This window comes from Nocardia ninae NBRC 108245 (genome assembly GCF_007990755.1).
GTDB lineage: Bacteria > Actinomycetota > Actinomycetes > Mycobacteriales > Mycobacteriaceae > Nocardia > Nocardia ninae.
Map to the genome: position 1 here is coordinate 267552 of NZ_BJXA01000001.1, position 20864 is coordinate 288415.

General features: G+C 67.0%; 14 protein-coding genes and 2 pseudogenes. 5 read left to right on the forward strand and 11 right to left on the reverse strand.

Translation table 11 applies throughout. The features are described from left to right. Positions 1-95: 95 nt before the first annotated feature. The gene (locus NN4_RS01290) at positions 96-1952 is read left to right on the forward strand and encodes a Na+/H+ antiporter (protein WP_147128062.1); all 1857 of its coding nucleotides are present in this window, start codon (positions 96-98) and stop codon (positions 1950-1952) included. A gap of 131 nt (positions 1953-2083) precedes the next feature. On the opposite strand, the gene NN4_RS01295 is transcribed toward NN4_RS01290, so the two are convergent. Continuing rightward, positions 2084-2632 (reverse strand): TetR/AcrR family transcriptional regulator, encoded by a 549-nt coding sequence (locus NN4_RS01295; protein ID WP_107656752.1) that lies wholly within the window; start codon positions 2630-2632, stop codon positions 2084-2086. A gap of 283 nt (positions 2633-2915) precedes the next feature. Between NN4_RS01295 and NN4_RS01300 the strand changes: the two genes are divergently transcribed. Further along, a complete protein-coding gene (locus NN4_RS01300) occupies positions 2916-3524 on the forward strand; it encodes a TetR family transcriptional regulator (protein ID WP_147128063.1) in 609 nt (202 codons plus the stop codon). 49 nt (positions 3525-3573) lie between these two features. Continuing rightward, complete coding sequence (locus NN4_RS01305; RefSeq protein WP_147128064.1) at positions 3574-4239, forward strand: enoyl-CoA hydratase-related protein; 666 nt, start codon at positions 3574-3576, stop codon at positions 4237-4239. Between the two features lies 1 nt (position 4240). Here the strand turns inward: NN4_RS01305 and NN4_RS01310 are convergent, their stop codons facing one another. Next, positions 4241-5428: an AI-2E family transporter gene (locus tag NN4_RS01310; RefSeq protein ID WP_371865608.1), complete on the reverse strand. Its 1188-nt coding sequence runs from the start codon at positions 5426-5428 to the stop codon at positions 4241-4243. Positions 5429-6022: 594 nt separating this feature from the next. Between NN4_RS01310 and NN4_RS01315 the strand changes: the two genes are divergently transcribed. Then, entirely contained in the window at positions 6023-6805 is a 783-nt protein-coding gene (locus NN4_RS01315) for a crotonase/enoyl-CoA hydratase family protein (protein ID WP_147128065.1), read from the forward strand. 82 nt (positions 6806-6887) lie between these two features. Here NN4_RS01315 and NN4_RS01320 read toward each other — a convergent pair whose 3' ends face one another. The 3 genes and pseudogenes from NN4_RS01320 to NN4_RS46745 all read right to left on the reverse strand — a co-directional run. Further along, positions 6888-7592, reverse strand: coding sequence for a dienelactone hydrolase family protein (locus NN4_RS01320; RefSeq protein WP_147128066.1), 705 nt, complete (start codon positions 7590-7592; stop codon positions 6888-6890). A 291-nt stretch (positions 7593-7883) separates the two neighbouring features. Then, positions 7884-10121 (reverse strand): annotated as a pseudogene (locus NN4_RS01325) (heavy metal translocating P-type ATPase); the annotation flags it as partial. Between the two features lie 651 nt (positions 10122-10772). Then, positions 10773-10937: pseudogene (locus tag NN4_RS46745) on the reverse strand (heavy-metal-associated domain-containing protein); the annotation flags it as partial. A gap of 279 nt (positions 10938-11216) precedes the next feature. Between NN4_RS46745 and fadD11 the strand changes: the two are divergent. After that, complete coding sequence (fadD11, locus tag NN4_RS01335) at positions 11217-13031, forward strand: fatty acid--CoA ligase FadD11 (RefSeq protein ID WP_147128067.1); 1815 nt, start codon at positions 11217-11219, stop codon at positions 13029-13031. 772 nt (positions 13032-13803) lie between these two features. On the opposite strand, the gene NN4_RS01340 is transcribed toward fadD11, so the two are convergent. The 6 genes from NN4_RS01340 to NN4_RS01365 form a co-directional block, all read right to left on the reverse strand. Next, positions 13804-14904, reverse strand: a complete 1101-nt coding sequence (locus NN4_RS01340; protein WP_246180637.1) for an MBL fold metallo-hydrolase — start codon at positions 14902-14904, stop codon at positions 13804-13806. A 366-nt stretch (positions 14905-15270) separates the two neighbouring features. Then, entirely contained in the window at positions 15271-16026 is a 756-nt protein-coding gene (locus NN4_RS01345) for a class I SAM-dependent methyltransferase (protein ID WP_147128068.1), read from the reverse strand. 587 nt (positions 16027-16613) lie between these two features. Beyond that, positions 16614-17852: a cysteine--1-D-myo-inosityl 2-amino-2-deoxy-alpha-D-glucopyranoside ligase gene (gene mshC / locus NN4_RS01350; RefSeq protein WP_147128069.1), complete on the reverse strand. Its 1239-nt coding sequence runs from the start codon at positions 17850-17852 to the stop codon at positions 16614-16616. Between the two features lie 721 nt (positions 17853-18573). Then, positions 18574-19377, reverse strand: coding sequence for an SCO1664 family protein (locus NN4_RS01355; RefSeq protein ID WP_147128070.1), 804 nt, complete (start codon positions 19375-19377; stop codon positions 18574-18576). A 3-nt stretch (positions 19378-19380) separates the two neighbouring features. After that, positions 19381-19965, reverse strand: a complete 585-nt coding sequence (locus tag NN4_RS01360; RefSeq protein WP_107656761.1) for a DUF3090 domain-containing protein — start codon at positions 19963-19965, stop codon at positions 19381-19383. 79 nt (positions 19966-20044) lie between these two features. Continuing rightward, complete coding sequence (locus NN4_RS01365; RefSeq protein ID WP_147128071.1) at positions 20045-20797, reverse strand: histidine phosphatase family protein; 753 nt, start codon at positions 20795-20797, stop codon at positions 20045-20047. Positions 20798-20864: the final 67 nt, after the last annotated feature.

The window sequence follows — 20864 nt, forward strand, 5'->3', positions numbered from 1 at the left end:
CCCTGAACCCCTCCGGCACAGGAAATCCGTCGACCGCGGACGTGTCATGTACCGCGGGCAGAGTTGCCGGAGATGCGCTCTGCGAGAATGCCACGGTGCATGTCGCGATCGGCCTGGTGGTTCTCGTTGCCTCGGCGGCGGCGCTGGCGGCGCTGGCCCGCCGGTTCGGTGTGTCCGAACCGCTCGTCCTGACCCTGGCCGGAGTCGCGGCGTCGTATCTGCCGTTCGTGCCGGAAATCCATCCCGATCCGGAGATCATCCTGCTCGGACTGCTGCCGCCGCTCCTCTATACAGCGGCGATCCGGACTTCGCTGGTGGACTTCCGCGCCAATTTGCGCACCATCGCGTCGCTGTCGGTGGGGTTGGTGCTGTTCACCACCTTCGCGGTCGCGGCGGTGGTGTGGTGGTTGCTGCCGGTGCCGTTCGCGGTTGCGGTCGCGCTCGGCGCGGTGGTGGCGCCGCCCGACGCGGTGGCCGCGACGGCGGTCGCCCGGCGGATCGGGATGCCACGCCAGATCGTCACCATCCTGGAAGACGAGTCGTTGTTCAACGACGCGACCGCGCTGGTGGCCTTGCGCACGGCGATCGCCGCGTCGGCCGGAACGGTGACGGTGTGGCAGGCAGGCGGCGACTTCCTGCTCGCCGCGGGCGGCGGTGCCGCGGTGGGCGTCGTCGTGGCGTATCTGCTTGCGCTGCTGCGCCGTCGGATCACCGACCCGGTGCTGGACACGACGCTGTCGTTCCTCGCGCCGTTCGCGGCATATCTCCCCGCCGAAGGGATCCACGCGTCCGGCGTGATCGCGGTGGTCACCTGCGGCATGATCCTCGGGCACGGTGCGCCGGTATGGCAGAGCGCGGCGTCGCGGATCGCGGAACGCACCAATTGGCGCACCATCCAATTCATCTTGGAGAGCTCGGTATTCGTCATCATCGGATTGCAGGTGCGCGCGATCCTCGAGGGTGCGTGGAGTAGCGGGCTCGATCACCGGACCGTGGTGGTCGCCGCCATCGGCGTGCTGCTGGCGACCATGCTGGCACGACCGTTGTGGGTCTTCCCCTGGTCCTTGCTGATTCGCCGAATCGGACCCACGGGCGGCGTTCCGTTGCCGCATTCGGCGGTGGTGTCGTGGGCGGGGATGCGCGGGGTGGTCACGCTGGCCGCGGTGCTGCTGTTGCCGGAGGACACGCCACAGTTGCCGGTGTTGAAGCTGCTCGCGTTGGTCGTTGTCGCGGGAACGCTACTGCTGCAAGGTACTTCGCTGCCGTGGTTGGTGCGGTTGCTGCACCTGCGCGGGCCCAGCCGGGCCGAGATGGCGCTACAGAAGGCGAACCTGCTTCAGCAGGCGACGACGGCGGGGCTGGCCGAACTCGACAAGTGGATCACCCCGAACACACCCGCCTCGGTCGTCGATTCGTTGCGCGACCGGGTCACCTGGAAGACCAACGCGGCGTGGGAACGGCTCGGGCGGTCCGAATCCGAGTTGGCCACTCCGACAGCGGAATACCGGCGGCTGCGGTTGGCGATGCTGCGGGCGGAACGGGAAACCGTACTGCGCGTGCGCGATTCGGGCTCCGCCGACTACGAGATCCTGCAGTACGTGCTGGCTCGGCTCGACCTCGAGGAGTCGATGATCGACCGGTACGACGAGACGGAAGAGGAGCGTCTCGAACCGCTCTCAGCGCCTGCGGTTGGCGACACGTGCGCACATCTTCGGGCCGCTCCGCTGGTGCTGGATCCGGCGAGCCCGGATGTTTGCGCCGAATGCGTCGCGGAGGGGATCAGCTGGGTTCATCTGCGAATGTGCCTGTCCTGCGGGCACATTGCTTGCTGTGATTCGTCCGTCGGCAACCACGCGACCAAGCATTACGGCAGTAGCGGGCATCCGGTGATGCGCAGCGTCGAACCCGGGGAGGCGTGGCGGTGGTGTTATGTGGATGAGCTGCTGGGTTGAGTGCTCGGCGCGATCAGACGCGCCCGCCCGGCGGAGGCACGAACTGAGCGACACTCGCGACCAGCAGGACCAGCACACCAACGGGACTCAGGCCCACAATGGGCAGGACGCACGCTCAACGGGCTACGTACTCAGCGGCGGGCGTGCGAATAGATCAAGCGCGCGTATTCGTTGAGCAACTTGTCCAGCGACAGGTCTTCACCACCGGCCGCGATCTGCTGATACCCGATCAGCATCGCCATACCGAGCCCGGTCACCACCGCCGAGGTGTCGTCGTCGCCGACAACGCCCTTGATGGCCTTATGCACTGTGCGCCTGCGAGATTCGTCGACGCGCTTGAGCGCCAGGTTCACCGATTCGTCGTTGGCGGCCCAGGCGCGGATCGCGGCTTCCGCGGCGTGGTGCAGGCCGGAGGCGAGGTCGGACATGGCGCGGATGTCGTCATCGGGATTGCCCTGGTTGAACTTCAGGGTGCGCAGGATCAGCACCTGCCGGTTCTCCCAGTGCTCGAGCAGCGCGTCGACGAAACCCTGCCAGCTGCCGAAGTGGTGATAGAACGAGCCGCTGGTGACGCCCAGCCGTCGGCACAGCACACCGATATTGAGACCCTTGAAACCGAATTCGGCGAGCACCTCCAGAGCGGTGTCGAAGTACTGCTCCTTGGTGACCACACGTGACATGCCGGGTGCCGTTCTGTTCGTTCGGGCAGGGGTGGGAGGACCGAACAGTACCCCATTGTCTCGCCGGCTCGTACGAGGATAACCAAGCCGCTACTGTGCCGTTCAAGCGACCCCAAGTACCTGTTACCGGGCGAAATACCTAGTGCGCGTGTGGAATCGAAGCCCGCAAAACATACCCGTACATCCGCGGGCCGCCCAGCCATCGCTACCGCCCCAACCCTGACAAGGAGAAGCATGCAGTGCTCGTGCATAACAGAGCAAACGCTCTGTTATAGTGACCGGCATGCCTCGCCCCCGCACCCACGACCCCGACATCGTGCTCGATGCCGCGGAGTCACTGGCCGTGCGGTCAGGCCCGGCCGCGGTCACCACCCGCGCCGTCGCGGCGGCGACCGGCGTATCCAACGGCGCGATTTACCACACCTTCGGTTCGCGCGCGGAGCTGCTCGGCCGCACCTGGTTACGCGCCGCACACCGTTTCTTGGCCTTGCAGTCCGAACTGGTCGACGCCGCGCTGGACGGACCGGATCAGCAGGACGGCATCGACGCGGTGATCGCCGCCGCCGAAGCACCCGTGGTGTTCGCCGAGAAGTTCCCGACCTCGTCACGGCTACTACTCACCATCGAGCGCGACGAACTGCTCGGTGACGTCCCCGACGCTATCGCCATCGAACTCGCGGACACCGACAAAGTGTTGGTGGAGTTACTGATTCGGCTGTCCCGGCATCTATGGGGTCGCGGCGACGGCCGCGCGGTCGACGTACTCACCGTGTGCATGGTCGACCTACCCACCGCGATCCTGCTGCGCCGCAACAGGATCGCCAATCCCCTGGCGCGCGAGCACCTTCGCGCGGCGGTGCGTGCGGTCTTGGATATAGGCCCACCACCATGACAGCAAGCAGTCTCACCAAAGTCCCGAACCGCACGACACAAGGAACCCCATGCCGACCCTCAGCTACCACGACAAGATCGCCGTCCTCGACCTCGGAGACGACGAAAACCGTTTCTCGCCAGCATTTCTCGAAGCTGTCAACGCCCAACTCGACACCGTCCTCGCTGACGGCGCACAGGGCCTCATCACCACCGCCGGCGGCAAGTTCTATTCCAACGGCCTCGACCTCGACTGGCTCGGCGCCAATGGCGACCGCACCCAGTGGTACGTCGGTGCAGTCCAAGCACTGTTCGCGCGTGTGCTCACCCTGCCGGTGCCCACCGTCGCAGCACTCCCGGGTCACGCATTCGGCGCGGGCTCCATGCTGGCGATCGCCCACGACTACCGCGTCATGCGCGCCGACCGCGGCTACTTCTGCTTCCCAGAGGTGGACATCCGTATCCCGTTCACCGAGGGCATGGCCGCGCTCATCCAAGCCAAGCTCACCCCGAAGACCGCTGTCGCCTCGATGACGACGGGCCGCCGCTTCGGCGGAACCGACGCTCTCGCAGTCGATATCGTCGACGCCACCGCCGCCGAGGGCGCGATCACCGACACCGCGCTGGCACTGCTCGCCCCGCTCGGCGGCAAAGATCCCGGCACCCTCGGCGCCATCAAGAACACCATGTTCGCCGGCGCGGTCACCGCGCTGCTGGCTGCCCGCCAGTCCGAGTGAACTACTCCGTCGCGGGCTGAACCTCGTCGTCGGACTCCGGTGGCGCGGCGGTGACCACATCGATCTGCTCCCCGATGTAGCGGACCACCACCGCGATCACCGCCACCACCGGGACGGCGAGGAACGCGCCGACGATGCCGTAGATCGACCCACCCGCGGTGACCGCGAGCAGCACCACCACCGCGTGCAACTGCATGCTCCGGCTCTGCAACACCGGTTGCAGCACATTGCCCTCCAGCTGCTGCACCGCGATGATGATGCCCAGCACGATCAACGCGGTCGTGAAACCATTGCCGACCAGCGCGACGAGCACCGCGAGCGCACCGGCCACGAACGCACCCACGATCGGGACGAAACCACCGATAAAGGTGAGCACCGCGAGCACCAGCGCCAGCGGCACCCCCAGGATCACCAGCCCCGCACCGATGAACACCGCATCGATCAAACTGACCAGCGCCTGGGTGCGGATGAAACCGCCGAGCGTGCCCCATGCCCGATTCAGCACCTCTTCGACGTGACGGCCGCTACGGCTGCCGAGCACGGCGTGCAGCCAGGGCAGCAACCGCGGCCCGTCCTTGACGAAGAAGAAGCTCAGCACGAGCACGAGGAACAGGGTGACGATCGCCGACGTCGCAGTGGACACACCGCTGAACACACCGCCCGCGATCTGCGCGGCACTGGACTGCAACCGGGACACGATCGCGTCGACCGCTGAATCGAGTTGCTCATCGCGAATCCGCAGCGGCGGTCCCTGCATCCAATCGCGCACCGTATTCACGCCCTCGGTGGACTTGTCCGCAAGGTCCGGGGCCTGGTCCACCACCGACGGCACGATCAACGCGATCACGCCGGCCAGCACGCCGACGAACGCGACCATCGTGATGGTCGCCGCCAAGGCCGGCCGCAAACCTTTTCGCGTAAGCCATCGGGTGGGCGGCCACAGCACGGTCGCGATGACAATCGCGAGCGCCACCGGCAGCAGGACCACCCACAGTTTCGCGAAGATGTACATCAGCACCCACGCGCCCGCGGCGATCGCGACAATGCACAACGCCCATTTCGCGAGCCACATGATGCCGGACCCGATCACGTCGCCGCGATCCGGTACCGCGTGGCTCCCGCTGGTCTTGTCGGTCTGGTCGCGACCCTTGCTGGTCTTGTGCTGAATGTCTTCGCTCGGCCCACTCACGGGCCAAGTCTTGCACGAGGGTGCGACGCGAGCAGATCATTACGTACCGCGCGCCGCGGTGGTCCAGAGCACGCTGGGCGGTCCCGCGGCGAACATTTGCATCGTCACCACCACACCGACACGGGTCGGTCACCGCCGCCACACCGACACGGTCCTGTCACCGCCGCCACACCGACACGGTCCTGTCACCGCCGCCCCACCGACACGGGTCGGTCCCGCCGCCACACCGACACAGCCGCACGCGCCGCCGGGCCGATCAGGTTGCACCGCCTCGTCACGCCGATGAGGCGCCAGGCCGACCTGCCGCCCACGACCTCGCCTCCACAGCACCGCCGGGCGGCGTCAACCAATCACTTGGCGGCCCGGGCCATCCCGCACATCGAACCGGCCAAGGGGTTCGACTCGGTGACACCAGAAAGTGCGTTCGATCGTCGCAAGAGTTCTGCGAACAGTTCGCTGCGGCCCACGAGGGCACCACCTCGATCGGCCGGAGCTGAGCCTGGTGCGTCCCACCGGCCGTCCGCTGACCGGGATCTCGACCCGCACCGCAGCACTGTCCCGGTAGGTTCGAGTGATCTTCTGAAGGAGGGCACTTTGACCGCCGCAGCCACGCTGGAACGCCACGGGCACATCGCCGTTATCACCCTCAATCGCCCCGAGGCGATGAACGCGGTGAATGCCGCGTTGTCGAGTGCGGTAGGTGCCGCGCTGGACGAGCTCGCCGCCGACCCGGAACTGCGAGTCGGCGTGATCACCGGAGCCGGGCGCGCTTTCTGTGCCGGAGCCGACCTCAAAGAGTTGGCGCGCGGCAACGGGATTCACGATCCGGCGCATCCGGAGTACGGATTCGCCGGGTTGGTACAGCATTTCGTGGACAAGCCGCTGATCGCGGCGGTCAACGGGTTCGCGCTCGGTGGCGGCACCGAGATCGTGCTGGCCAGTGACCTCGCGGTGATGAGCGAGGATGCCTCGCTCGGCTTGCCGGAGGTGACGCGCGGATTGGTCGCCGCGGCAGGCGGATTGCTGCGGCTGCCGCGGGCGGTGCCACCGAAGATCGCGCTGGAGATGGCGTTGACAGGCACACCGATCGATGCCGCGAGCGCGGCGCACTGGGGGTTGGTCAACCGCGTGGTGCCCGCCGATCAGGTGCTGCCCACCGCGCTGCGGCTCGCCGAAACCATCGCGGCGAACGCACCGCTGTCGGTGCGCGCCTCCAAGCGAATCATGCACCGCGTCAACGAGTTCGGCTCGGACTGGGATACGCCGATCTGGGAGATGAGTATGGCGGAAGCCGGTCCGGTGTTCGTCAGCAAGGATGCCCTCGAAGGTCCCCGCGCGTTCGCCGAGAAGCGCGCCCCACAGTGGCGCGGCGAGTAAGCGCCCCGTCTCGCGACCGGCACCCCAGAGCACGACGCGATCGGCGAGGCTTACCCGCAGCGCGATCAACAGATCACCGGCATCAGGCCTTCTCTGCCCCATTGAGGTGGGTGTCGAAAAAGCTGAAGATGCGCTGCCACGCATCGCGCGTCGCATCCTCGTTGTAGCCCAGACCGGTGACGCGCAGGACCGGGTCGGCGGGTGTGAGGTTGGCGAAGGCGTGGGTCACCTTCGGATAGACCTTGATGTCGTGCTCCACGCCGAGCTCGGTCAACGCTTCGTCCAGTTTGCGAGGCGCGCCGATCAGGATCGGGTCGCGCTGTGCGTAGCTGGCGACCACCGGGCACGAGCCCTCGAGCATGGCGCGGTAGTCGCCGTACAGGCTCGGGTAGAACGGCGCGGCGGCGTCGAAACCCTTCGGCGCGACCAGCAATGCGAAACCACCGCCCATGCAGAACCCGACCACGGCGGTGCGGCCGGTGCAGCCGGGTTCAGCGACCAACCGGTCGCGCGCGGCCAGGACATCACGCACCGGCGGGCCGTCTCCGCTGAACACCAAGGCTCGATAGATCGTCCGGATGCAGCGCACCCGACCACGGGAGAACAAGTTCGGCGCGATGACCAGATATCCGTAGTCGGCCAGCATGCGCACGGTCCGTCGCAAATCCGCACCGAATCCCACCCCATCGTGGATTACGACAACCCCGGGCCACGGCCCAGCACCGGACGGCCGCGCCAGGATTGCCTCGAGCCGTCCATCCGGTGCGGTGAGCTCAATCGTGTCCATGGCCATCGAATGTAGGTCAGTGTCTCAGACATGTACAGGGCGGGCCGGGAAAGGAGGCGGTAACTCGCGAAGGCGTGGGTGATGGCCAGCGCCGTGCATGGTCACGCGTTGCCAGTGGTCCGCCCATAGCAACTGGCGCATGCAGCCTATCGAATGCGCAGGGATGCGCCCACGACCACGGCGCTCCTGCGCGGCCGGTCAGCCTACCCCGCTGCCGCGATCGAAACGCTCACCACCGCGAGCGACAGCGGGAGCAGCCAGGCTCGCCGGATCAGATACCAATGCCGGTCGTCAGTGGAGCGCGGGGTGCTGCTCGGTGGTCTCGCGTGCGGACGCACTCGATGCTTGTCTCGGAAGGCGAAGCCGTTTGAGCGACAGCGCATTCAGAGCGACGATGATGCTGGATCCCGACATCGACATGGCGGCGATCTCGGGCCGCAGCGTGAAGCCGAACGCGGGAACGAACACGCCTGCGGCGATGGGCAGCGCGATGGTGTTGTAACCGACTGCCCAGGCCAGGTTTTGGTGCATCTTGCGCAGCGTGCCCCGTCCGATCCGCAGGGCGGTCGGTACGTCGAGCGGGTCGGAGCGCATCAGGACCAGGTCGGCGGTTTCGATGGCGACATCTGTTCCGGCGCCGATAGCGATACCGAGATCGGCACCCGCCAACGCGGGAGCATCGTTGACGCCGTCCCCGACCATCGCGACTTTCCGTCCATCACGTTGCAGCTCAGCGACTTTCGCGGCCTTGTCCTTCGGCAGGACCTCCGCGATCACGGTGTCGATACCGAGGTCGGCGGCGATGCGTTCGGCGGTCGCGCGATTGTCACCGGTCAGCATCACCACCTCGACACCCAGGTCGTGCAGCTCAGCGACCGCGGCCGCGGAGGTTTCGCGGGGTGCGTCGGCAAGGGCGATGACAGCGCTCGCCGTGCCGTCGATCGCGGCGAGGACCGCGGTATGTCCCGAGTCTGTCAGCCGATCACGTTCCGAGGCGAGCGATCCGATGTCGATACCTTCACGGTCGAACAACCGGCGGTTGCCGACCACTACCCGATGTCCGTCCACCTCGGCGACGGCGCCGTGACCCGGAACATTCTCGAACTTGCCCGCGGTCTCCATTGCGACGCTGCGGATTTCGGCGTGCCGGACGATCGCCGCGGCAAGCGGATGTTCGGATTCACGCTCGACGGCGGCGACCAGCCGCAACACCTGCTCGGCTGAATACCCTTCGGCGGTAACTACATCGGCGACTTCGGGCTCGCCCTTGGTCAGGGTGCCGGTCTTGTCCATCACCACCGTTCGGATGCGCGCCGCGGACTCCAGCGCCAGCGCATTCTTGAACAGCACACCACGTTTCGCGCCGAGGCCGGTGCCGACCATGATCGCGGTGGGAGTGGCGAGGCCCAGGGCGTCAGGGCAGGTGATCACCACGACAGTGATCGCGAACAGCATCGCCTTCGCGAAGGACGCACCGACGAGCAGCCACACCGTGAACGTCAATGCGCCGCCGAACACGGCGACCAGTACCAGCCAGAACGCCGCGCGGTCCGCGAGTTTTTGCCCCGGCGCCTTCGAATTCTGTGCCTGCTGAACCAGTTCCACGATCTGCGCCAGCGCGGTGTCGGCGCCGACCTTGGTCGCGCGGACTCGCAACGTGCCGTTCGTGTTCAACGACGCACCGATCACCGTCGAACCCGACTCCTTGTGGACCGGCATACTTTCGCCGGTCACCATCGACTCGTCGACCTCGCTGTCGCCCTCCTCGACCACGCCGTCGACGGCGATCTTCGCGCCGGGCCGCACCAGCAGCAGGTCACCGACCACCACCTCGGCGGTAGGCACCTCGACCGGCACGCCGTCGCGGATCACCTCCGCCTTGGGCGGCGCCAGATCCAGCAGTGCGCGGATGGCGTCGTTGGCCCCGCCGCGCGCCCGCATCTCGAACCAATGACCGAGCAGCACAAAGGTTGCCAGCATCGTCGAGGCCTCATAGAACACCTCACCGCCGCCGGTCAGCGTGATCGCCAGCGAATACAGCCAGCCCGCCCCGATCCCCACCGCGACCAACACCATCATGTCCAACGTCCGCGCACGCAACGCCGCCACCGCGCCGGTGAAGAAGATCGCCGACGAATAGAAGATCACCGGCAAGCTCAACACCAGCGCCCAAATATCCTGCCGCACCCCGAACGGCACCGGCAGATGCCACCCGAACATCTCGGTAGCCATCGGCGACCACAGCATCACCAGTACGGAGAACACGGCCGCGACAACGAACCGGTTTCGCATATCGGCGGCCATGTCCGCCATGGACATTCCGCCGTGTCCGCCGTGTCCGCCGTGATCGCCGTGATCGCCGTGATCAGCCTGCTCTTGACCGCCTCGGTCGCCAGTGTCGGTGTGGCCGCCAGTGTTTCCCTGGACCGCCCGCCCACGACCAGCGTGCCCATCATGGTCGGCGTGCCCATCATGGTCGGCATGGTCGGCATGGTCGGCATGGTCGGCATGGTCGGCATGGTCGGCATGCGCGAGTTGGTCAGCGCTGCCAACCAGCTCGCCGAGACCAGCCACCCTGCGCTCGCCGTGCCCATCATGGTCGGCGCCGTCGGTGCGGTCGGCGCGGTCGGCACCGTCGGTGCGGTCAACGCGGTCTGCGCGGTCTGCGCGCGCAACGCGGTCAACGGAGTCAGCGGAGTCAGCGTGGTCGCGGTCGCTCCAGTCGGCACGATCGGCATCCTCGCCGCGCTCGGTGCGGTCGGCGCTCTCGGTGCGGGCGGCACCATCGGCGCGTCCGCTGTGGTCAGCACGGCTCACGCTAGCGCCGTCGTCGACGCAGTCGGCTTGCCCAGCGCGATCGCCGCCGCCGGCAATGCCGCCGTTCTCGCCGTGTCGGCGATCGGCATCCCCTACTTGCCCGCCGAGGTCGGCACGGCCAGCGCGCTCATGCTGTTCGACGTCATGAGCGCGCCTGCCACGATCAACACGATCGCCGTGCGTATCGCCGACCTCCTGCGCGGCGTAGCCAGGCGTAGCACCGGCGGAGCTCCCCACGTCACCGCGCGCGTCCGGTTCGAGCATCGGGTCGCAGATGTGGGTGGGGACCGAGCGGCCTGCGCAGTGGTATCCGCACTCGCGGATCCAGTCGGCGAGCTCGGCGACCGAGGTGCGGGTGGGGTCGTAGGAGACGGTGGCGGTTTGGGCGGTGGGGTTGGCGGCCACGTCGAGCACGCCTGGTCTGCGGCGGAGTACGGCGGTGACGACGTTGGCCTGGCTGGCCCAGCGGACGCCGCGCACGTCGAGAACTGCGGTGCGGCGGTGCGTGTCGTGGTTCACGTAGCTCACTCCTCGTTCGCAGAGCTCGGCTCGATGGGACGAGCCGAGGCGTGCGGTTGACCCATCCGACCATATACCCCTACGGGGTAGGTGTCTAACGTGAATCGCCGTCTCCGAGGCTGGAACAAGGTCGCGGCAATGTCAGGTGAGCTCGTGGCGTGCATCTCAGCAGCAACACCACTCGCTGCATTCACCCGTCGACACGGAATTCACTCGAAACGTCCCCGTGCCAGTTCTCGCCATTTACCGTCTCAGAGAGATAGACAGCTGGATCGAACGGGGTTGCACATGACCGAGCCGAACACGTCCTGTGCCGCTTTTCAGCGGGTCGCGGCCATCGATCCCGACGCGGTCGCGGTCCGATCGATCGGCGGTGCGCAGAGTTTGACCTGGCGGGACTATGCCGCACAGGTGCGGGAAGTCGCGGCGGGATTGAGTGCGCTCGGGATCGGCCGCGGTGACACGGTGGCGCTGATGATGGCCAATCGGGTCGAGTTCTATCCGCTGGAGGTGGGCGCGCAGCATGCCGGGGCGACATCGTTTTCCGTATACAACACACTGGTGCCCGAGCAACTGAATTACGTGTTCGGCAATGCGGGCAATCGAGTGGTGATCTGCGAGGCACAGTACGTGGACCGGATCCGGTCGTGCGGGGTGTCGATCGAGACCATCGTCTGCCTGGACGGCACGCCGCCCGGAACGATCAGCGTTGACGAACTGAAGTCGTTGGGGCGCAGCAACTTCGACTTCGAAGCCAGCTGGCGCGCGGTGCAACCGGACGACATCGTGACGCTGTGCTACACCTCCGGGACCACCGGCAATCCGAAGGGCGTCGAACTCACGCACGCCAATCTGCTTTTCGACGCCCATGCCTTCGCCTCGGTCCTGCCCGTCCAGTTCGGCGACCGCCAAACCTCTTATCTACCAACCGCACACATGGCTGACCGCTTCACCGCGCTGTACTTGCAGGAGGTGTTCGGCATCCAGATCACCGTCGTGCCCGACCGCGCCCAACTGCTCGCCGCGCTGCTCGATGCCAGGCCGACAATCTGGGGCGCCGTCCCCCGCGTGTGGGAAAAGTTCAAAGCCGCACTGGAATTCGCGGTCGCCAACGAACCCGACGACGCCACCCGTGCCGGCTTGCAGTGGGCGCTCGGCGTCGCCGCACGCAAGGCCGGCGCGGGGCTCACCGGCGAACCGGTCGACGACGCGCTGGCCGCCGAGTGGGCGAAGGCCGATGCCGCCGTGCTGTCCAAGTTGCGCGCGAAACTCGGTCTCGACCAGGTGAAGTGGGCGATGTCGGGTGCTGCCCCGATCCCGCCGGAGACGTTGGGCTTCTTCTACGGACTCGGCATCCCCATCTCCGAAGTGTGGGGCATGTCCGAGGTGACCTGCATCGGCAGCGTCAGCCCGCCCGAGGAAGCCCGGCTCGGCACGGTCGGCAAGTTGCTACCGGGCCTCGAGGCCACCATCGCCGAGGACGGCGAATTCCTGGTCCGCGGTCCCTCGATCATGCGCGCCTACCGCGAAGAGCCGGTCAAAACCGCCGAAGCCCTCGACGCCGACGGCTGGCTGCACACCGGCGACATCCTCACCCAGGACCCCGACGGGTACCTACGCGTCGTCGACCGCAAGAAAGAACTCATCATCAACTCCGCCGGAAAGAACATGTCCCCGGCCAACATCGAGAACGCCATCAAAGCGGCGACCCCACTTATCGGCTCCATCGCCACCGTCGGCGACCAGCGTCCGTTCAACACCGCGCTCATCGTCATCGACGCCGAAACCGCCGAACCCTATGCGGCCCAACACGATTTACCCGATGCCTCCGCCGCCGCCCTGGCCGCAGACCCCGGAGTGATCGCCGAGATCGCCCGCGGTGTCGCAGCCGGCAACACCAAACTGTCTCGGGTAGAACAGATCAAGCGCTTCACCATCCTCCCCGCCTTCTGGGAACCCGGCGGCGACGAAATCACCCTCACCATGAAACTCCGCCGCAAACCCATCGCCGCCAAGTACGCCCCCGACATCGACCGCCTGTACACCCCCGACCTACTCCCCGGAGTCCACGAACCCACCGCCCCAGCCGAATCCACCACCTAGCCCACTTCTTCCCAAGCAGGGATACGCACGATCGGTCGCCGAACGGGACCAACCGCACTGTCGCGCCACCACGTCCCACCCAGCAGACCAGCAACCACCCAACGGGACACCACGGCGAAACCACCCGCACGTTCACGCCACCACGTCCCACCCAGCAGACCAGCAACCACCCAACGGGACACCACAGCGGAACCACCCGCACGTTCACGCCACCACGTCCCCTTCGGTGAACGGGCATGCTGAGGCGGCGGTGACCAGGCGGCCGCTGCGTGTCCATGGCGCTCTCGCATCGACCGCACCACGGCGGGACCCCCGCGCATTTTCCCGCCAGTATGTCCCGTACGGCGCACCACCCGGGTTGAGGTGCTGCCCGGGGGACATGACGGCGGCCGTATTCGATGTTCGGCGCCGCATGCCTCATACGGTGCAGATATTCACCGTTTGCCGCCGGCTACGTCCCATCCGGCTTCGGACGTCCACGTCGGGCTCGTCGACCGGGACATGACGACGTATTCGCCCAGCGTGACAGCGGACTGCTTCGGAGTTTTCGCCACCATGTCCCGTTCGGCGCATGTGGAATCGTCGAGCGGGACATGACGCAGGGCCTTCTCGACGTCTGCCGCAACCACGCCCCGTTCGGCGCACGCGAAATCGTTGAACGGGACATGACGGAGGGCCTACTCGCACTTTGCCGCAACCATGTGCCACTCACTGTCAGTCGACGGGGTGGAGGGATGCGGATACGCCCAGCGAAGGTGTTGGGGGGGCTACGTCATAGCGGGAAAGTCAGGCGTTCTGGGCGGATGTAGTCAGTCGGGTCGTAGAGGGAGCGGAGTTCGGGGCGGTGGGGGGTGGGGATTCGGGTCAGTTCGTCGCGCAGGGGTGGATCGTAGGTGGCGGCGCCTGCGGTGATGCCGGGGAGCCAGTTGTCGTGGTGGGTGGGGACGAACAGGGTGGGGGCGATAGCTTCGATGTAGCGGCGGGGGTCGCGGAGTCCGTTGGTGATTTGGTTGAAGCCTTGGACTGCGCCGATTTGGACGTCGGTCGGGGGTAGGGCGGCGAAGACGTCGAAGACGTTCGGGGCTTTCTCGGTGAGTGGGCCGGTGGAGTCGTGCCAGACCAGCGAGAAACCGGGGACGCGGAATTGGTAGAGGACGGATCCGCCTTCCGGGTCGTTCAGCCGGGGCACGTTCTGCAAGACACCGCCCAGGGTCGGTGGGTGTTGCACGAGGGCACAGAGGTCCGGCAACGGGAAGAACGGGGACGAGCCGCCGGGTCGTTCCGGGGCGGTTGGCGCGGAATGCACGTGCCGGATGGCGGTCACCTCGACGGCACCGACGGTGAAGTCGTGCCGCTCCCCGGGTGCCGAGTTCGCGTCGCCGAGTGCGACGGTCCGGAACGCCGGATCGCTCACCTGCGCACGGATACTCACCCCGTGGTCGGCGGTCCCGTAGACCACCGCGCCGGACGCCTGCGCGATCCGCCCCGCGTCACCTGCGTGATCGAAATGCCCGTGCCCGATAAAAATCGCCTCGGGTGCGAGGTCAGCCAAATCCTGCGGAGTCGCGGGCACGTACCCGGTGCTGGTCAGCCGCGGCACCCACGCGTCCAGCAGGAAGACCGACCCGCCGATGGCCATCGCATACGTCGTGCACCCCACCCACGCCAACACCACCCGATCGGCGCGCACCGCACCCGTTGCCGCGTCGACGGTGTCGGCTCCGAAGAACCGCTGCCGAGCGGCCACCGTCTGCGGGGCCGCAGGTTCAGCGGCGGCGGTCAACCGTCCTGCCGCCAGCAGAACCCCCGCTCCGAACACGCCACCCAGCACCGTCCGCCGGCCGATCAAGCCCCGCCCAGGAATGTTGCACACCGCAGTACCACATCACGGAACGCCTCCCCCGGCAACCATTTCAGGCGAACCGCTCGCTGACGCACCATGCCTCATTGCGGTAGCTCCGTGTCCGAGAATCGAATTCGATGATGACCGGACGTCGCAGTAGTCGCAGCCACTACCGGAAGCCGGGGCAGTTTCCGGCAGACGCGCCCGGGCACTCTTCGGCAACGGCGGCTCGCCAGCGACGGTGGCTCGCAGCAGCGGTGACTCGCAGCAGCGAGAAGGCGTACCGCCGCTGGCTTGCTTGCCCGAGCCTTCAGGTGCCTGGTTTCAGGCCCTCCCGTCACAACGATTCGGCTGCGGCAGCGCCATGACTCGTGAGCCGAACTCCCGCGAGCTCACTCAGCGCTGCAACGTCGTGGTGCAGACCCGGAGAGTGAATATGGCTTCGGCAGGACCGTGCTCGGGGAAGAACGGCCGGATCTCTTCGGTGAGCGCGTGCTGTAGCTCCGGGAGGTTCGCCTCGCTGGTCGCGGCGGCCGTGTTGCTTTGACTCACGAGATAGCCCGCGGCTGCCTCGCAGGTCATCGGAACTCGCCATTCATGGTCGGAACTGACGGTGGGGCCGAAGCCCGCTGCGGTGGCGGCGTCGGGATCGAAGTGCGGCCGACGGCGTACCGATGGATATCGGGACATGTACTCGCCGCGCATCCACTCCGCGAACGCGGGTCGGTCCACCAGGCGGCCGTGGAAGTAGTCGCTGTAGACGGCGAGCCCACCGCCGCGCCGCAGCACCCGGGCCAACTCGGCGAGCACCTGCGCCGGGTCGAACCAGTGGAATGCCGCAGCGACAGTGGCCAACTCGGCGACGCCGTCTTTCAACGGAAGCTGTTCGGCTGTCGCCGTGACGAATTGTGCCCGCGGATGCCGTTCAGCGGTGCGCACCATCGCCGCAGACGCATCGCAGGCGACGACCGACGCTGCCACGTCGAGCACAGCGCGAGTAGACAGTCCGGTACCGCAGGCGACATCCACCGCGACGCCTACGCGGCCGATCGTCAACTGCCGCAGGGCAATCCGCAGCGCCTGCGGATGGTAGTAGAGCCGCCCGCGCACATAACGCTCAGCGATCGCCGCACTGTCGAACGGATTGCCCATCCTGCCGCCCCTTTGCCGATCCCGATTCACCTGGCGTCACTAGCTACTGCCGCAGACCAAGCTTCGCCACACCGATCCGTAGAGCTGACACCAGCACCAGACGACCTCGTGACACGCCACCGACCAGCCGTAGGACGAACCGCGCGGCCTCGACCGAATCCGCCGCGTGGAAGAACTTCGACCACGCCAACAGCGTCTGCGCGGACTGCCCCACCCAGGGTGACAGCCGTCTGCCCCACGAAAATCATTGCCGATCAGCGTAACTCGCAGAAAGCCCATCGAGTCCCGATCAGTGACGAGCAAGACACTCCAGGCCTCGCGGCGGTATTCATGACAGGCACTGCCATTGGCTGTCAGCTCGCGGCGAGTGGCGGCGCCGACGACTGGACGCCCGACAACCCAGGGCCGCCAAGCTGACGACCGATGCCGCACGATCGGCCGGGTCGTTGCAGACCAGCTCGACCGACGTTGGCACCGCGAATGGCCATCATGTCGCGGAAATGACCGCCATTCCGCACTTCGCCGGCCACCTCGCGCATCCCACCGCGCTTTATGGGGAAATGCGCGAGGTGACTGATCCGCGAAAACTACAGGCTGATGCCGAGCAGGCCGTCGACAGCCGCTTTGATCGACGCGGGAGCATCGACATCCGTCCCACCGTAATCCAGCGCTTGACGAGCCCAATTGTCCAGCGCATCCAGCGCTTTCAGCGTATCGAGATCATCGGCCAGATGCTGACGGACACGCGCGATGGTGTCGGCGGCCGCGGGCCCTGAGGCGAGGGCGGTCGCGCGACGCCACTGGTCCAGGCGAGTCTTCGCCTGCTCGAGCACCGCGTCGGTCCACATCCGATCCTGCCGGTAGTGCCCTGCCAGCAGCCCGAGGCGGATGGCGGCCGGGTCCACCCCGCTGCGGCGCAGCGTGGAGACCAGCACGAGGTTGCCTTTAGACTTCGACATCTTCTCGCCGTCCAGCCCGATCAGGCCGGCGTGCACGTAGTGGCGGGCGAAGCGACGGCCCGCGATGAGCGACTCGGCGTGCGCGGCGGAGTACTCGTGGTGCGGGTAGATGAGGTCGCTGCCCCCACCCTGGATGTCGAACTCGGCGCCGATGCGGTTGAGCGCGATGGCCGAACATTCGATGTGCCAGCCGGGGCGGCCCGCGCCGAACGGGGCGGGCCAGGACGGCTCGCCGGGGCGCTCGGCGCGCCACAGCAGCGCGTCGATGGTGTCGCGCTTGCCGGGACGGTCCGGGTCGCCGCCGCGTTCGGCGAACAGGCGCTCCATGGTGGCGCGGTCGTAGCCGGATTCGTAGCCGAACTGCTCGGTGGCGTCGGCGCGAAAGTAGATGTCGGGGAACTCGGCGTCGTCGACGGTGTAGGCGGCGCCGGAGGCCAGCAGCTTCTGCACGAATTCGACGACCTCGTCGACGGATTCGATGGCGCCGACGTACTCGCGCGGCGGCACGATGCGCAGCGCCGACATGTCCTCGCGGAACAGTTCGATCTCGCGGGTGCCCAGATCGCGCCAGTCGATGCCGTCGCGTTCGGCCCGTTCGAACAGCGGGTCGTCGACGTCGGTCACGTTCTGCACGTAGTGCACCTCGTGGCCCGAGTCTCGCCAGAGCCGGTTGACCAGATCGAAGGTCAGGTAAGTGGCGGCGTGACCGAGATGGGTGGCGTCGTAAGGGGTGATCCCGCAGACGTACATGGTGGCGGTGGCACCGGGTGTCACCGGCCGCACCTGACGGTCGGCGGTGTCGTACAACCGCAACGGTGGCCCTGCTCCGGGGATGGTGGGTAGGGCTGTATCGGACCAGGACTGCATGATTCGAGGGTAAAGGTGTGGTCGAGAGCATCGCTCCCCGCCCCGGTCCAGCGGCCCTGGCAAGCCGCTGACCAGCCACTCCCGACCTGCGTTTTCCAGCAAATCATGGGATGTCAAGGGTTTCGCTCTCGCAGAATCTGCTGTCGGCCGAGGCGCTCCCGGCGCTGTGGGCAGATCCACTCCCGGCCTCGGTGCGGCACCGCGCGCCACCGAGTCGACCGCCGACGATATCGTCCCGGCCGCACGAGGGCAACGAGGGATTCCGAGTAGATCGACCCACGTTAGGCACATTGTGCAGTCCTGCCCGCAGTGCCGAATCGACTGCGCTCGGCACGGTGCACCATCGAGTAGCCGGCGCGTCGCCGCCGTCGACTGCCCCTTGGGTCCGTCGACCTCGATCCAGCTCGGCAGCAACACGTTACCGACCACTGTGGCGCGCGGAGTCCCCGAACGTGGTGCGCAAGTCCGTACCCAATGCGGCATCAAATGTGCCACCGCCCCAACGGCCTTCGAGACCCGACCGCTGACCGCTAGTGGCTTACGGGTTCCTCACCGGTGAGCGATGCCCGGTTCGGACTCTGGCGGGACACCAGCACGCGACCGAATCACGTTTACCCCCAAGCACAATCCCCGCCGATCCCGAACGAAACCCACCTCGTTCAGCACACAGTGCACCTTCGCACTCATTGCCATTCCCGAACCGACTCGGCACCAACCAGTTTCAGAACGCCGGCCACGGAATCGGCCGCGACGTCCGGGGTGTCGGCATCACCGGATCATCGACGAGCTCCTGAGTGCGATCGATCAGCGCCTCGATCTCGGCATCGGTGATATGCCCGGCGAGCTCGTCCGCGACCGCACCGGGCAGCTCTTTGGCGAACGCGGTGATGTCCTCGACGAGCGCGTCACTGAGCGGTTGCCCCGCCCACCCCCACAGCACCGTGCGCAATTTGTGCTCAGTGTGCAAGCAAATGCCGTGGTCGACCCCGTACACCTGCCCGTCCGTCCCCTCCAACGCGTGCCCGCCTTTGCGGTCCGCGTTGTTCAGCAGCACGTCCAGCACCGCCATCCGTTGCAACCGCGGATCATCGGCGTGGATCAGCGACACCTCGTTGCCTGCGGGGTCCTGAGCACGCAACACCTCCCGAAAGCCTTCGGGTACCGCCCCGGGCGGGCACAGGTCGACCAGGTCGAGCCGGTCACCCTGCTCGGTGTGGTTGTCCACGCCGTCGACCCACCGCTGCACCATGCCGATCCCGTACGGCCCGTCGCGCAGGATCGTCTCCGGAATCACACCCCAACCGAGCGCGGCGGAGATCCGATACGACGCCACCTCCCGGCCCGCGAGGGTGCCGTCGGGAAAGTCCCACAGCGGTCGCTCGCCACGCACCGGCTTGTAGACCACCCGGATCGGCGGCTCACCGTCATCGAGGATGTCGCAGACCACGGTCACGTTACTGGCGGTGCTGATCCGACCGATCACCGTCAGCTCGCCGCTGTGGAACCGGTCCCCGGCCCGCGTCACCGATCACTCCTCTAGCTCGGCGGCGCCGAAGATGTCGCCGCGTTTGTACCCGTTGGTGCGCACGCACATGTGCCCACGCGACGACAGCGGCTCCCCGCACAGCGGACACGGCGGACGGCCCGCCGCGATCACCCTCGTTGACCGCAGCGCGAACTCCCGCGCTTGAATCGGGGTGAGGAACACGCGCACCGCGTCCGGCCCCTCCTCGGTGTCGTCGAGCACCACCGACTCGTCGACCTCGGTCTCGGTGATCGCCAGTAACTCCACCACCACCGCGTTCGCGTCGGCGTCCCAGCCGAGCCCCATGGTGCCGACCCGGAACTCCGCATCCACCGGCGTCACCAGCGGCGCGGTATCGCCGATGTCCTCGGCCTGCGGCGGCACCTCGGCGCCGAAGCGACGGGCCACCTCGTCCAACAGCAGACCCATTCGGTCGGCGAGCACCTTTACCTGCTGCTTCTCCAGCAGCACGCTGACGACCCGCGGTTCCTGAACGGCCTGCAGATAGAACGCGCGATCGCCCGGCTCACCGACGGTCCCGGCGACGAAACGATCGGGGGTGCGAAATACATGGATTGCGCGTGACACATGCACCTCCTGATACGTGACCCTGATCGACTACCCACGGCGCTGGGATACAACGCCAACTATCCGTGTACAAGGAATCTCAGCGCTCCGCATTCCCATTATCCGCACTCCCGGTACCACCTAGCTCGCCGCCGGGAACGGGACCGGAGGTATCGACCTCGGCGTCGGGCTTGTCGGAACGGGAATCCGGAACGGGGCGTTGCTGATTCGACAGCGCGGACAAATCGGTACCGGTGTCGTTGAGCCGCCACACGTAGGGCGCGGTGGCGGTATAGCGGACAACACTGATCGACGCGGGCTCCACCACGATGCGCTGGAACCCGTCCAAGTGAATACCCAATGCGTCGGCAAGTACCGATTTGATGACGTCACCGTGGGTGCAGGCCACCCAGAGCGTGTCCTGCCCGTGCTGCTCGGCCAACGCCCGATCGTGCTCGCGCAGCGCGGCGACCGCGCGGCTCTGCACCTGCGCCAGTCCCTCACCGCCCGGAAACACCGCCCCGGACGCGTGCCGCTGCACCACTTTCCACAGCGGTTCGGCGAGCAGCTCGGCGATCGGACGCCCCGTCCATTCGCCGTAATCGACCTCGATCAGCCGATCGTCGAACACCGGTTCCAGCCCGAATTTCTCCGCGAGCGGCGCCACCGTTCGCTGACAGCGCAACAGCGGAGAGTGCACAATGCGTTCGATCGGCAGCCCGGCGAGCCGGTCGGCGACGGCCCTGGCTTGCTCCTCGCCGTGCTCGGTGAGCTCGACGCCGGTACTGCGACCGGCCAGCGTGCGGGCGGTGTTCGACGTGGAGACTCCGTGGCGGAGCAGAATCACCGTCATACGGTCAGCCTAGTCATGTCGCCGACGAGCCACCGGGCGCCGGCAGTCCCGTAAGGGTCAGACCGAG